Genomic DNA, 13,068 nt, shown 5'->3' with positions numbered 1-13,068 from the left:
CGCGGTGGGCCGGCCGCCGATCAGCCGTGTCCGCGCCGCCGCGGGCCGATCGGCTCAGTCGTGGACCGGGACCCGCTCCACGGCCGGCTCCTCCGGGGCGGACCCGGCCACCACCACCGAACGGCGGGGGCGACGGGTGCGCAGGCCGGGCAGGGTGGCCAGGAGGCCGAGGACGGCGATGCCCGTCACCACCATCAGGCCGGGGCGGTAACTGTCCAGCACCGCCTGCGGGGTGGGGTCCGCCGGGGCGCCCGCGGTCACCACGGCCGTGACCACGGCGAGGAAGAGCGCGCCGCCCACCTGCACCGACGTGTTCAGCAGGCCGGAGACCATGCCCTGCTCGTGGTCCGCCACGCCGTTCGTCGCCTGGATGTTGAGCGAGGGGAAGACCAGCGCGCAGGCCGCGCCGATCAGCAGCATGCTGGGCAGGACGACGGCGGCGTAGACCGGGGCGAGGTCGACGCGCAGGAACAGGGCGTACCCGACGGCCATCAGGGCGAAGCCCGTCACGATCAGCCGCGGGGTGCCGAACCGGTCCACGACCGAGCCCACCTTCGTCGAGGACAGCGCCACCAGCGCGCCGGCCGGCAGGAAGGCCAGCGCGGTGTGCAGCGCCGACCAGCCCAGCAGGGTCTGCATGTACAGCGTCGCCAGGAACTGGAAGCCCACGTAGGAGCCGAAGAAGGCCATCGCCCCGAGCTGGGCGCGGATCTGGCTGCCCGAACGCAGCACGCCGAGCCGGACCAGCGGGCCGGGCGAGCGTTGTTCGACCAGGACGAAGACGGTCAGCAGCACGGCGACGGCCAGGAAGGACAGCAGGGTGCGGGCGGAGGTCCAGCCCGCCTCGGGGGCCTGGACGACGGTGAAGACCAGCAGCAGCATCGACGCGGTGCCGAGGACGGCGCCGGGGACGTCGTAGCCGTTGTGCCCCCGTTCGCGCGCGGTGCGCGGCAGCAGCTTCACACCGGCGGCCAGGGCGGCCAGGGCGATCGGCGCGGGCAGCAGCATGGTGAGACGCCAACTGGCCTCGGTGAGCAGGCCGGAGAGGACCAGGCCCATGGAGAAGCCGGTGGCGGCGCAGGTGGTGTAGAGGGAGAGCGCGCGGTTGCGCAGCGGACCCTCCGGGAACGTCGTGGTGATGATCGACAGGCCCGCCGGAGCGGTGAAGGCGGCGCTCAGGCCCTTGACGAACCGGCTGACGATCAGCAGCGGGCCCGAGTCGACGAGGCCGCCGAGCAGGGAGGCGAGCGCGAAGACGCCGAGGGCGACGAGGAAGACCTGGCGGCGGCCGAGCAGGTCCGCCGTGCGGCCGCCCAGGAGCAACAGGCCGCCGTAGCCCAGGATGTAGCCGCTGACGATCCACTGCAGGGTCGAGGTGGTCAGTCCGAGGTCGGAGCCGATGGACGGCAGGGCGACACCGACCATCGACACGTCCAGCGCGTCCAGGAACATCGCGGCGCAGAGCACCAGCAGGGTGCCCCACAGTCGTGGGGTCCAGCGTCCCTCGGACACCGGAGAGGGGAGCGGAGAGGTCATGCCGCAGACGATACATGCGCATGCATCGAATGCAAGCGCATTTAATTCTGGTGCAATAGAAGTCCGGCTCTCTGCTACGGTGCCGCCATGGCGGCGGACAAGGTCGAACAGGCGCTCGTGGAACAGTGGCGGGAGATGCTCGCGCTGCACGCCCGCACCCAGTGCGCACTCGACCGCGCGCTGCACGGACACGGCCTGTGCGGCAGCGACTTCGAGGTGCTCGACGTGCTCGCGGGAGCCGCCTCGGCCGGCACGTGCAGCTTCCGCGTCCAGGAGATCGCCGAACGGGTCCACCTGAGCCAGAGCGCGCTGTCGCGGCTGATCGCCCGGCTGGAGAAGGACGGCCTCGTCGAGCGCACCATGTGCTCCGAGGACCGCCGGGGCGTCCGGGTGATGCTCACCGGCAAGGGGCGCTCCCTGCACACCGAGGTGCTCCCCGTGCAACGCTCGGTGCTGACCCGCATGCTGGCGGACCGACGGCCCTCGGCCTCGGATCACGGCAGGCCTCTCCCGCCGCAGCCGGGCCGGTGAGGCGTCCTCGCCGACGGCCGGGTACGGCAACCGGTTCCACGACGACAGGTGGAGCGGTGCGGCGCACGGGTGGGCGGCGACGCGGGGGACCCGGCGTCACGGACGGGCGGCGTCGCCTTCCGAACCGCCCGCCGTGCGCCGCACGGTGAGGCCGATCAGCGCCGCGACCGCCGCGAGTGCCGCGACGCTGGTGAGAGCCGTGGGGAGGGAGGACCAGTCGGCTATGAACCCGATGGCGGGCGGGCCGAGGAGCATGCCGCCGTAGCCGAGGGTGGAGGCGACGGCCACGCCGGTGGGGCCGGCGAGGGTGCCCGCGCGTTCCACGGCCACCGGGAAGAGGTTGGCCAGGCCGAGCCCGGCGACGGTGTAACCGGCGAGCGCGGCCCAGGGGGCCGGGGCGAGGGAACCGAGCAGCATGCCGACGGCCGCCACGGTGCCGCCGACGACCACCGTGCGGGTGTGGCCCAGCCGTTCCAGGAGGGTCGTGCCCGTGAGCCGGCCGGCGGTCATCGCGAGGGCGAAGCAGGAGTAGCCGGCGGCGGCGAGGGCGGGTGAGGTGCCGAGGTCCTCCTGGAGGTGCAGGGCGCCCCAGTCGGCCAGGGCCCCTTCGCCGTAGGCCGTGCACAGGGCGATCAGGCCGAAGACCAGGACCGGGCGGCGGGTGCGGGCGGCCAGGCGTGCCGGTCGTGCCGGTCGCACGTCCTCATCGGTGCCCCGGGCGGCGCCGGCGGGTGGCCGGCGCAGCAGCGCGGGGCCGGCCAGCGCCGTCACCAGCAGGCCGACGAGGCCGAGGCCCAGGAGGTGGCGCGCGGGGGAGAGGGAGCCCGCGACCAGCCCGCCGAGCCCGGCGCCGATCATTCCGCCCATGCTGAAGGCCGCGTGGAAGGTCGGCATGATCGGCCTGCGCAGGGCCGTCACCAGGTCGACGGCCGCGCTGTTGAAGGCGACGTTGATACCGCCGTAGGCCGCGCCGAAGAGCAGCAGCACGGCGCCGAGCGCGAGCACGGAGTGGGTCAGCGGGGGCAGCATGACGCTCAGGGAGAGCAGCACCGCGCAGGCCACGGTGACCGGATGGCTGCCGTACCGCCGGCAGAGACGGCCGGTGATCAGCATCGTCACCACCGCGCCGGCGGAGACGCCGAGGAGGGCGAGGCCGAGCCCGCTGGTGGAGGCCCCGGTCTGCTCCTTGACGGCGGGGATGCGCACCACCCAGCCGGCGAAGACGAAGCCGTCGAGGGCGAAGAAGACGGTGAGGAGGAAGCGGAGCCGGCTGAGGGAGCGGTCTCGCACGGCGGTGTGCGGACGGGCTTTGTTTATTGGCGGCACAAAATGAGGCTAAGCGGGACCTCCTGACCCCGGCAAGGTGGTCGATTCATGCACCGACAGGTCGGGGCGGGGCGCGCACCGGCCGGGGAGGCCGGACGCGCGCAGCCGTCGTGCCGCACCCGTGGCGGGACGGCCGGCGGCTGCGGAGCCGGCCACCGCCGGGGGCGGAGCGGGCCCCGGCGGCGTCACCGTCACCGTCATCGGCCCGCCGGCCCGCCGCGCACGTCCTCGGCACCGGGCCGTACGCGGTCGCCGCGGCCTGCTGCCCGTCGTGCGCCGCTGGGACAGGCCTCTTCGGTGTGACGGCATCGCCGGGGCGGCCTTCCCGGCAGCGGCGGCGTCGTCGAGGTCGGCCTCTTCGGCGGCGGCGTCGTCGACGGGCACGGCACCGGACGGCCGCGCCCCGGGAGCCGGTCCGGCGCGGTGGCGCCTCAGAAGACGCCCTGGCCCGGCACCAGGATCCGCCGCGGGTCGTACCGCCGCTTCGCCGCCTCGAACGCGGGCCAGGCCGGGCCGAAGTGGGTCCGCCAGTCCGCGCGGGTGAACGGGATGCCCCCGACGGGGTACTGGGTGCCGCCGGCCGCGAGCACGGCCTCGTAGGCGGAACGATTCGCCGCCAGCCGGCGGTCGACGGCGGCGGTGTCGTCGGGCGGGGTCGCGCTGAGGATGTCGAAGAGGTACGACACCGGCTCGTCCGGACTGCGCAGCAGCGGGGTGGTGAGCCGCTCGCGCAGCAGCGGGTAGAACAGGACGACGCCGGGGCCCAGCTCCGCCGGGGTGAGCGCGTCCAGCAGCGGGGCACTGACGGCGGCGGCGGACGAGCCGGGCACCATGAGGTTCAGCCACGGGTGCGCGTACGTCCAGAGGCCGGCCTCCTTCAGCAGGGCGACGAAGGGCGCCAGCCGGTCGAGGAAGTCGCCGTAGGGGCGGTCCTCGTACCGGACGCCGGAGGGCGTGTGGCGCAGACCGCGCAGCAGCGTCGCGTCGTCCGGGACGGGACCGGCCGGCGGGCCGTAGGCCACCGCCTCCAGGGTGTGGACCCGGAAGACGCCGTCGGCGTCCGCGGTGACCTGGCCCTCGACGTGGTCGAAGCGGCCCTCCTGGACGAGGAGGCGCTGGTCGTCCAGGAAGGTCTCCAGGTCGTCGTAGGCGAGGTGGTAGTGGCGCACGGTCTCGGGCGCGGGCACCAGGCGGAGCGTGGCCTCGACGATGACGCCGCACTGGCCGAGGCCGGCCAGGACGGCGTGGAAGAGGTCGGGGCGGCGGACCGGGGAGCAGCGGACCAGCTCGCCCGTACCGGTGACGACCCGCAGTCCGGTGACGTTGTCGACCTGGGCGCCGTGCCGGTGGGCCTGGCCGCCGAGGCCGCCCACGGACAGGGTGCCGCCGACGGAGAGTTCGATGTAGTCCGTGAGGACGGGCGGGGTGAGCCCGTGCGCGAGGGTGGCCCTGGCCACCTCGCTCCACCGGGCGCCCGCGCCCACCGTCACGGTGGTGCTGCGCGGCCCGACGGGGCCGATGTCCGCGAGCGTCGCCATCTCGACGACCAGGCCGCCCGCCACCTGCGCCTGACCGAACGGGGCGTGCCCCTGCCCGCGCGGCGCGACCGGCACGCGGTGCTCGCCGCAGAACCGGACCATGGCGACGACGTCGCGGACCGAGCCCGGCCGCAGCACGGCCGCGGGACGGTGGTGCACGATGTGCCCGTAGTCGTCCGAAGCGGCGCCGAGCGAGGCGTCGTCCCTGGTCAGGGTCCCGTCCAGGCGAGGGATCCCGGCCGGTCGCCCGACGCCGGCCGGGGTGTCCGCGGCCCAGGCCCGGGCGGCGGGGTCGAAGCCGGTCACCACCGCTCCGGTGACGGTGAGTCCGCGCAGAACGGTGCGTCTGGAAGGTGTGCGGGACATGCGCACTTCCACCTCTCGATCCCTGTGAAATCTTCGGATCCCGAAATCCTCGACAGGCTAGGACAGTTCGATCCGTCACGTACGGTGTTTCGCCGGTGATCCACTGTGGTGGCGGTCCGCCGTGCCGCGCACGGGCCCGGGACCGTCGCACCGCGACGACCCGGACCCCCGCCTCCTCGAACCGCCGTACCCTCCGCGCGTCCGCCGCCGTGTCCGTGACCGGCGTGTCCACCGCGTCGGCCGCGCGGATCCGGGCGAACGCGCGCCGGCCCGGCTTGCCGGAATCGGCCGCGACGACGACCCGCACGGCACGCTCGCACGGCATCCGGTCGACCGCCGCCCCGGCCTTCCGTCCACGAGCGGCCCCACCGGCCCGTACGACCGCGCCCGCGCCCCCCTCCCGTCACCACGACCTTGAACCGGGGCCGCACCGCCGGCTCGCCCGCGATGCTCAGCGCGTCCGTGACCACGGTGGGGGCCGGCGAACCGGTGGCCGGATCGCCGCGCACGGCCAGGGCGCGGGCCACCTCCGTGATCGTCGTGCCCCCGGTCGGCCCCACCGCCCCGCCGGGGGCGACCGGTTCCGCCACCGCCCGCGCGACGCGCTGCTTCTCCTGAGCCCGGCGCGCCGTCCCGTACCGCAACGGCAGTTCGTACGACACCCCGTGCACGACCGCGCCGCCACGCGTGCGCACCGGCGGCTGCTGCTCGCCGAGCCGGTCGGGATCCCGGCGGACCGTGGCCGCCGGCACCTCCGGCCCGGCCGCCGTCTCCTCGCCGGCCAGCCGGCGGCGGTCGGCCCGCGCGGCCGCCGCGCCGCCGGACGGGAGGCGACGGCGCACGCCGTCGAGCGGATCAGCGGCGTCCTCAGCCCTGCTTGACGGCCTTCAGCACCACGAACTTCGGGTCACCGGCGACCAGTCGGCTGTTGCCGAACAGCCGGCGCAGCTTCACGTGGTACCCGAGGTGCCGGTTGCCCACCACCCACAGTTCGCCGCCCGGCCGCAGCACGCGCCGCGCCCCGGTGAACATCCGCCAGGCGGTGGCGTCCGTCGTGGCCTGGTGGGAGTGGAAGGGCGGGTTGTTCAGCACCAGGTCCACACTGTCGTCCGGCACCCCCGTGAGCCCGTCCCCGACCCGGAACTCCCCCTGCCCCGGCGCCCCGTTGGCCCGGTACGTCGCCTCCGCCGAGGCCACCGCCTGGAACGACTCGTCCGTGAACAGCACCTCGGCCCGCGGGTCGGCCAGCGCCACCGCCGTCCCCACCACACCGTTGCCGCACCCCAGGTCGACCACGCGGCGCACCTCCCGCGTCGGCGGCAGGTGCCCGAGGAGGAACCGGGTGCCGATGTCGAGCCGGTCGGCGCAGAACACGCCCGCGTGGTTGACGACCGGGCGCCCGGACAGCGGACCGAGGCCGTCGGGGAGGTCGTAGCGGTACGGCCACGGGTTGGCGGGACGGGCCGGCGCCGGGTCGGGAGCGCACAGGATCAGCCGGGCCTTCTGCTCGGCCAGGGAGGTGCGGGTGGGACCGAGGATCCGCTCGAACAGCCGCAGGGTGGAGGTGTGGATCTCCTTGACCATGCCGGTGCCGACCACGACGGTCCCCGCGTGCACCGAGGGGGCCAGCCGCAGCAGCTGGTCCTCCAGGAGCGCGAGACTCTTGGGCACCCGCACCAGCAGCACGTCGACGCGCTCGGGCGGCGGGTCCTGGGTGGTCAGCAGCCGGACGCGGCCGGGCTCGACGCCGTTGCGGGCCAGGTTCCGGCGGGTCGCCTCCTGCCCCAGCCAGGAGTCGGTGATCTGCGTCGGCCGGTGCGCGGCCAGTGCCGTCACCAGCGCGCCCCAGCGGTCACCGAGCACCACCACCGTGCCGGACAGCGCGACGCCCTGCCCGGCGAGGTGGCGGAGCAGATACGCGTCGGAGGCGTCCCAGGCGCGCAGCCTGTCACGCGGGTCCTCGGGGTGGCGGGCCAGCGCGACCTCGCCCCACGGCGTCGTCATACGGTCGTTCATCGTGGGTCAAGGCTAGCCCAGCCGCAGCTCAGACCCGGTGGGGCGGGATGGGGCAGGATGGGGCCATGGACACCGAGCTGTTTCCCCGGGAACGCGCGGAGGTCGCGCCGGGCGCCGTGCACCTGCCGGACTGGCTGGACGCGGCCGCCCAGCACGAGCTGCTGGAGGCCTGCCGGGACTGGGCCCGTCCGCCCGCGGGGCTGCGCACCGTCCGCACCCCGGGCGGCGGCACCATGACCGCCCGCCAGGTCTGCCTCGGCCGGCACTGGTACCCGTACGGCTACGCCCGCACGGCCGTCGACGGCGACGGCGCCCCGGTGAAGCCCTTCCCGGCCTGGCTGGGCGAGCTGGGCCGCCGGGCGGTGACCGACGCGCTCGGCCCGCGGGCGGCCCGGGGGGCGGCGTACGACATCGCCCTGGTCAACTACTACGACGCCGACGCCCTCATGGGCATGCACCGCGACGCCGACGAGAGGTCGGACGCCCCCGTGGTCTCCCTCAGCCTCGGCGACACCTGCGTGTTCCGCTTCGGCAACACCGAGACCCGTACCCGCCCCTACACCGACGTCGAGCTGGTCAGCGGCGACCTCTTCGTGTTCGGCGGTCCCTCCCGGCTCGCCCACCACGGCGTGCCCCGGGTGCGTCCCGGCACGGCTCCGGCCGGACTGGGGCTGACCGGCCGGCTGAACCTGACCCTGCGGGTCGGCGGCTTCCCCGACGGGGCCTGACGGCCCCCGGTCCCGGGCCTGGCCGAGCGGGGGAGGCCCCCTCGCGGATCATGGGAGACTCGCCCTCATGAGCGGCAAGGCGGACCCCCGGCCGGCGGGGGAAGGGACCACCTCGAGAGCGCGATTGGACCGGGGGCGCGGTGCGCTCGGGCCCGCGTTGGAGCTCGTGCACACCGGGCGGGCGCCGACCCGTGCGGTGCTCACCGCCGAACTCGGCGTCACCCGCGCCACGGCCGGCGCGGTCGCCGCCGAACTGGAGGCGCTGGGGCTGATCCGGGTCGACGCGCGGCCCGGCGCCGCCGCCGGTTCCCAGGGCCGTCCCTCCCACCGGCTCGACGTCGACGAGGACGGCCCCGTCGTCCTGGCCGCCCAGGTGCACGCCGACGGCTTCCGGGCCGCCCTGGTCGGCCTCGGCGGGCGGATCGTCGCCACCACCCCCAGCTGCGAGGCCGTCGACGCCGACCCGGCCAAGGTGCTCGGCGCCGCCGTGGCCGCCGGGGCCGACCTGCTGGGCCGTACCGGCCGGCGCTGTGTGGGCGCCGGCCTCGCCGTGCCGTCCGCGGTGACCGCCCCCGAAGGACTGGCCCTCAACCCGCTGCACCTCGCCTGGCCGGTGGGGGCCCCGGTGCGGGAGATCTTCGCCGAGCGGGTCCGGGCGGCCGGCGTCGACGGCCCGGCGTTCGCCGTCAACGACGTCAACGCCTCCGCCCTCGCCGAGCACCGGCACGGCGCCGGACGCGGTGCCCGCGATCTGTTGTGCGTGGCCACCGGACACCGCGGCGTCGGCGGTGCGCTGGTCCTCGACGGGCGTCTGCACACGGGCAGTTCGGGCCTCGCCCTCGAGGTCGGGCACCTCACCGTCAACCCCGAGGGCCGTCCGTGCCACTGCGGCAGCCGCGGCTGCCTCGACGTCGAGGCCGACCCGCTGGCCCTGCTCACCACCGCCGGCCGCGAACCCGGCCCCGAGGGCTCCCTGCTCCAGCAGGCCAACGAACTGATCCGCGAGGAGTACGCCGACCCGGTCGTCCGTACGGCCACCGAGGCCCTCATCGACCGCCTCGGCCTGGGACTGGCCGGCCTGGTGAACATCCTCAACCCCGACCGCATCATCCTCGGAGGCCTGCACCGCACCCTCCTGGACACCGACCCCGACCGGCTCCGCGCGGTCGTCGCCGACCGCAGCCTGTGGGGCCGCAGCGGCGGCGTCCCCATCCTCGCCTGCTCCCTCGACCACAACAGCCTGGTCGGAGCGGCGGAGCTGGCCTGGCAGCCCGTCCTGGACGATCCGCTGGCGGCGCTGGGCGTCAGGTGAGCCGACCAGGGGCGGCCGCCGCCACGGGCGGATGCCGCCGTGGCGGCCGTACGTCCGCGGGGCGGCGGCCCGCTGCTGACCGACGGCCTGGCCTTCCGCTTCGCCACCTTCGGCTTCCCGCCCCTGGACGCCCTCGTCGTCCGCCTCCAGGACCCCGCCGAGGGCGTCCCCGGCCGCCTGTCCTGGACGGCGAAGCAGGACGGCGGCCCCGAGGAACGGCTGGACGTGCTGCACGCCTGGCTGGTGGAGGACCTGCCCGGCGGCCGCGTGCGCGTCCTGACCCAGGAGACCCGGATCGGCGCGCCCGCCGCCGCCCTGGCGCGGCAGCGGCCCGACCCGATGCTCAACGGTCACCGGGCCTGGCTGGACGGACTGGTGCGCGCCGCGTCGAAGTGACGGCGTCCGGTCCCGTACCGTCCGCAGTGACCCCGCTCGAGGATCAGGAAGTTGACGTCATGACCGACAAGCCGACCGTGGGCGTGCTGGGCACCGGCATCATGGGTGCCGCGATGGCCCGCAACCTCGCCCGCGCCGGGCACACCGTCCGCGCCTGGAACCGCACCCGCGCCAAGGCCGAGCCGCTGGCCGCCGACGGCATCGCCCTCGCCGACACCCCCGCCGACGCCGTCCGCGGCGCCGACGTCGTCCTGACCATGGTCCACGACGGCCCCGCGGTCCTGGAGGCCGTGCGCGCGGCGGCCCCCGGACTGCGCGCCGGTGCCGCCTGGGTGCAGTCGACCACCGTCGGCGCCGACGCCGTCGAGGACCTGGCGGCCCTCGCCCGCGAGCACGGCCTCGTGTTCTTCGACGCGCCCGTGCTGGGCACCCGTCAGCCCGCCGAGGCCGGCCGGCTGACCGTGCTGGCGGCCGGACCCGAGACCCACCGTGCCGCCGTCCGTCCCGTTCTGGACGCCGTGGGCGCCCGCACGGTGTGGACCGGCGAGGACGGCGCGGCCGGCAGCGCCACCCGCCTGAAGCTGGTCGCCAACAGCTGGGTGATCGCGGCCACCGCCGCGGCCGGCGAGGTCCTCGCCCTGTCCAAGGCCCTCGACGTCGACCCGGACGACTTCTTCGGGCTGATCGCCGACGGCCCGCTCGACATGGGCTACCTCCGCGCCAAGTCCGCGCTGCTCGTCGAGGACCGGCTCACGCCGCCGCAGTTCGGCGTGGCGACCGCCGCCAAGGACGCCCGTCTGATCGTCGAGGCCGGAGCCCGGCGCGGCGTCCGTCTGGACGTGGCCTCCGCGAGCGCCGCCCGCCTGGAGCGCGCCGCCGCCCAGGGCCACGCCGACGAGGACATGGCCGCCGCCTACTTCGCCAGCTTCGAGGACCAGCCGCCCGCCTGACGGGCCGCCCGCCCGACCGATCGGCCCCCCGCCCGCCGGCCCGCTCGCGCCCGACAGCCCCCGTCTGACGCGACCCGACAGCCCGTCCGACACCCCGTCCGTCCGCCCGGCCGTCCGACCGGCACACCGGTCCCGGGCCGGGCCGGGCGGGGCCGGTGTGCCCGCCCCGGGGCGTGACCGCCGTACGCATCCGCGCGTGACGCCGCCCGCTCCCGGGGTACGCCGCAGGCACCCGGTGGTCGTCCCGGCGCGCCGGGCCCCCACCGACCGCACACGCGACACCACCCGCCCGACCCACCGAGGAGAAGCCGATGTCCAAGCCGCCGCTGCCGCCCGAGGCCGTCGAACTGCTGAGCCGCCCCCACCCCTGTGTGATGGCGACCCTGCGCTCCGACGGCACCCCCGTGTCCACCCCCACCTGGTACGTGTGGGACGACGGCCGGGTCCTCATCAGCCTCGACGAGAGCCGGGTCCGCCTCAAGCACCTGCGCCGCGACCCCCGTGTCACCCTGACCGTCCTGGACGGCGAGGACTGGTACACCCACGTCACCCTCATCGGCCGGGTCACCGAGTTCCACGACGACGAGGGCCTGGCCGACATCGACCGCATCTCCTCGCACTACACGGGCAACCCCTACCCGGACCGGGTCCGGCCCCGCGTCAGCGCCTGGATCGAGGTCGAGCGCTGGCACGGCTGGGGCGCGATGAAGGACAGCGACCAGCCGTCCACGTGAGGCGGGCCCGGCCGCACCTCGCACCGGTGCGGCGCGTGGCGGCCGGGCCACCGACCCGCCCGGCGTCCGGGCGCACGCCGTGGGAGGCCGGCGTGCGCGGCGCGCGAGCGCCCCGCGGAAGGTGCGCCCGCAGGAACGGGTCCGGGCCGGCCGCGACGCACGGGGAGAGCCCGCACGCGCGCGTGCTCCCGCGGGGGGAGCGGCACTGCCGCGTCCCGCGGGAGTCCCGACACCTCACCGCGGGACCCGCCCGGGAGGCGGACCGGGAGGCGGACCCCGGCGAACCGGTACGGCGGCCCCGGCCCGCGGGCCGGTTCCTCCCGCGCGTCCGGCCCGTCGCGGTGATCGACGCCCTGGCGTCGCCGTGCCGCACCGCGCGGCCCGCCGCGGTCCCCGCACCACCCGCGCCGTCACCGCGCGCACCCGCGCCGCGTGACGGCGGCGCGGGTCACCGGCGCACGACCCCGCCGTACGCACGGCTCACCACCGGGTGGGGGCGAGTCCGCCGTACGGCGAAGGGATCACCGCCCGGTCAGCCGACGACGGCCGGCCGGGCGGGAGCGTGTGCGGGGCCGAGGTCGTCGACCGTCACGACCTCGGGGAACAGCCGGTCCGTGACCAGCCGGCGCGGGGGCCGCGCGGACCGCTCGGGTGCCGCGACCGGCGCCGGAAGGGTGAACCAGACGACCTTCCCGGACTCGCCGTCCGGCCGGGCGCCCCAGTCCTCGCTGACCGCCGCCACCATGGCGAGCCCGCGCCCGCACGTGGCGAACGAGTCGGCCGCCTCGATGCCGTCGACCACCGGAAGCCGGGGGTCGCGGTCGCGCACGGAGACCGTGAGCCGGTCGAGCAGCAGTTCCATCTCCACCGTGCACGTCTTGTCGGGCTGGGCGTGCAGGTGGACGTTGGTCAACAGCTCGGTCACACCGAGCGCCGCCCGGTCTATGAGGGGATCGAGATGCCAGTAGCGCAGTTGCGCCGATACGATTCTGCGGACCTGGCCTATCCGCGACGGCAGGGCTTGGAGCTCTACCGTGCAGTGCCTGCTTGGGTTGCTGATCACGGCTGCGACTCCCCGACGTGAGGTCCGGAAGAACACGGAGTTCGGATCGATCGGAGCAGTGCGTCTGCGCTAGGGCGGCCGCCTGCTTTCGTGGCCGGCGGGCTGGTTCGCAGCGTTATCGCCGGTAAACCCAGAGTGACGTGAGACCAGCGTGGCGCAAGGGACTCGAGAGCGCAACTCGCGGTGCCCGTCCGGTCGCTGCGGGTCGGCCACGCCGCTCTGCCCCCGGCCCCTCAGTTCCCGCGCCCCGCCGCCCTGCGCACGGCCTCGATGAACCGGCGTGCCGCGGGCGGCCCCGGCTCACCGGGCGCCGGGTCGTGGTCGCCCAGGGTCAGCAGGTACCGGTTGCCGTTCAGGTCGGCCAGCGCCCGGTCCTCCGGGGCGAACCAGGGCCGGGAGGCGCGTACCGCCTGCACCGGCGCGCTGTCGATCTCGCTGCCGTAGCTGGTGAGCAGCTCCAGCCTGCCGTCGTTGATCCGGACCTGTCCGGCCCGGGTGAGCGAGCGCAGTCGCCTCCCGATCCGCACGCCCGTCGCCGTGAACTCCGGCTCAGCCATCCCCGCCCCCTTGCG

General features: G+C 75.7%; 12 protein-coding genes and 1 pseudogene. 6 read left to right on the top strand and 7 right to left on the bottom strand.

The features are described 5' to 3' along the window. Nucleotides 1-54: 54 nt before the first annotated feature. Nucleotides 55-1,536: an MFS transporter gene (locus ACZ5FU_RS31090; protein WP_469047525.1), complete on the bottom strand. Its 1,482-nt coding sequence runs from the start codon at nucleotides 1,534-1,536 to the stop codon at nucleotides 55-57. Between the two features lie 87 nt (nucleotides 1,537-1,623). Here ACZ5FU_RS31090 and ACZ5FU_RS31085 point away from each other — a divergent pair, with 87 nt between their 5' ends. Continuing rightward, nucleotides 1,624-2,067, top strand: coding sequence for a MarR family winged helix-turn-helix transcriptional regulator (locus ACZ5FU_RS31085; RefSeq protein WP_469047524.1), 444 nt, complete (start codon nucleotides 1,624-1,626; stop codon nucleotides 2,065-2,067). A gap of 96 nt (nucleotides 2,068-2,163) precedes the next feature. Here the strand turns inward: ACZ5FU_RS31085 and ACZ5FU_RS31080 are convergent, their stop codons facing one another. The 4 genes and pseudogenes from ACZ5FU_RS31080 to ACZ5FU_RS31065 form a co-directional block, all read right to left on the bottom strand. Then, the gene (locus tag ACZ5FU_RS31080; RefSeq protein WP_469047522.1) at nucleotides 2,164-3,357 is read right to left on the bottom strand and encodes an MFS transporter; all 1,194 of its coding nucleotides are present in this window, start codon (nucleotides 3,355-3,357) and stop codon (nucleotides 2,164-2,166) included. 467 nt (nucleotides 3,358-3,824) lie between these two features. Continuing rightward, nucleotides 3,825-5,297: an FAD-binding protein gene (locus ACZ5FU_RS31075; RefSeq protein WP_469047520.1), complete on the bottom strand. Its 1,473-nt coding sequence runs from the start codon at nucleotides 5,295-5,297 to the stop codon at nucleotides 3,825-3,827. Between the two features lie 148 nt (nucleotides 5,298-5,445). After that, nucleotides 5,446-6,139: pseudogene (locus ACZ5FU_RS31070) on the bottom strand (DeoR/GlpR family DNA-binding transcription regulator); the annotation flags it as partial. Between the two features lie 25 nt (nucleotides 6,140-6,164). Beyond that, nucleotides 6,165-7,301: a methyltransferase gene (locus ACZ5FU_RS31065; protein WP_469047573.1), complete on the bottom strand. Its 1,137-nt coding sequence runs from the start codon at nucleotides 7,299-7,301 to the stop codon at nucleotides 6,165-6,167. Nucleotides 7,302-7,378: 77 nt separating this feature from the next. On the opposite strand from ACZ5FU_RS31065, the gene ACZ5FU_RS31060 reads away from it, so the two are divergent. From ACZ5FU_RS31060 to ACZ5FU_RS31040, 5 genes are all read left to right on the top strand, one after another. Further along, nucleotides 7,379-8,041: an alpha-ketoglutarate-dependent dioxygenase AlkB family protein gene (locus ACZ5FU_RS31060; RefSeq protein ID WP_451527513.1), complete on the top strand. Its 663-nt coding sequence runs from the start codon at nucleotides 7,379-7,381 to the stop codon at nucleotides 8,039-8,041. Nucleotides 8,042-8,108: 67 nt separating this feature from the next. Continuing rightward, nucleotides 8,109-9,353, top strand: coding sequence for an ROK family protein (locus tag ACZ5FU_RS31055; protein WP_451527512.1), 1,245 nt, complete (start codon nucleotides 8,109-8,111; stop codon nucleotides 9,351-9,353). 39 nt (nucleotides 9,354-9,392) lie between these two features. Further along, nucleotides 9,393-9,749 carry an SRPBCC family protein gene (locus ACZ5FU_RS31050; protein ID WP_468837425.1) on the top strand — a complete coding sequence of 119 codons (357 nt, stop codon included), beginning with the start codon at nucleotides 9,393-9,395 and terminating at the stop codon, nucleotides 9,747-9,749. 59 nt (nucleotides 9,750-9,808) lie between these two features. Next, complete coding sequence (locus tag ACZ5FU_RS31045; protein WP_468837428.1) at nucleotides 9,809-10,699, top strand: NAD(P)-dependent oxidoreductase; 891 nt, start codon at nucleotides 9,809-9,811, stop codon at nucleotides 10,697-10,699. Nucleotides 10,700-11,010: 311 nt separating this feature from the next. After that, nucleotides 11,011-11,433: a PPOX class F420-dependent oxidoreductase gene (locus ACZ5FU_RS31040; RefSeq protein WP_451779955.1), complete on the top strand. Its 423-nt coding sequence runs from the start codon at nucleotides 11,011-11,013 to the stop codon at nucleotides 11,431-11,433. A 532-nt stretch (nucleotides 11,434-11,965) separates the two neighbouring features. Here ACZ5FU_RS31040 and ACZ5FU_RS31035 read toward each other — a convergent pair. Then, the gene (locus ACZ5FU_RS31035; RefSeq protein WP_468645190.1) at nucleotides 11,966-12,496 is read right to left on the bottom strand and encodes an ATP-binding protein; all 531 of its coding nucleotides are present in this window, start codon (nucleotides 12,494-12,496) and stop codon (nucleotides 11,966-11,968) included. A 233-nt stretch (nucleotides 12,497-12,729) separates the two neighbouring features. Then, on the bottom strand, nucleotides 12,730-13,053 hold the full coding sequence (locus ACZ5FU_RS31030) for a hypothetical protein (RefSeq protein ID WP_451527507.1): 324 nt from the start codon (nucleotides 13,051-13,053) through the stop codon (nucleotides 12,730-12,732). Nucleotides 13,054-13,068 lie beyond the last annotated feature (15 nt).

The sequence above is a fragment of the Streptomyces sp. NPDC031554 genome (assembly GCF_055580685.1).
The sequence above is the reverse complement of the archived record's forward strand: the minus strand, read 5'-3'. Positions and strand labels throughout refer to the sequence as shown.

Coding starts and splice junctions, on each gene's coding strand:
- ACZ5FU_RS31040 (WP_451779955.1), top strand. CDS start 11,011: ATGTCCAAGCCGCCGCTGCCGCCCGAGGCCGTCGAACTGCTGAGCCGC.
- ACZ5FU_RS31065 (WP_469047573.1), bottom strand. CDS start 7,301: ATGACGACGCCGTGGGGCGAGGTCGCGCTGGCCCGCCACCCCGAGGAC.
- ACZ5FU_RS31045 (WP_468837428.1), top strand. CDS start 9,809: ATGACCGACAAGCCGACCGTGGGCGTGCTGGGCACCGGCATCATGGGT.
- ACZ5FU_RS31090 (WP_469047525.1), bottom strand. CDS start 1,536: ATGACCTCTCCGCTCCCCTCTCCGGTGTCCGAGGGACGCTGGACCCCA.
- ACZ5FU_RS31030 (WP_451527507.1), bottom strand. CDS start 13,053: ATGGCTGAGCCGGAGTTCACGGCGACGGGCGTGCGGATCGGGAGGCGA.
- ACZ5FU_RS31085 (WP_469047524.1), top strand. CDS start 1,624: ATGGCGGCGGACAAGGTCGAACAGGCGCTCGTGGAACAGTGGCGGGAG.
- ACZ5FU_RS31075 (WP_469047520.1), bottom strand. CDS start 5,297: ATGTCCCGCACACCTTCCAGACGCACCGTTCTGCGCGGACTCACCGTC.
- ACZ5FU_RS31060 (WP_451527513.1), top strand. CDS start 7,379: ATGGACACCGAGCTGTTTCCCCGGGAACGCGCGGAGGTCGCGCCGGGC.
- ACZ5FU_RS31055 (WP_451527512.1), top strand. CDS start 8,109: ATGAGCGGCAAGGCGGACCCCCGGCCGGCGGGGGAAGGGACCACCTCG.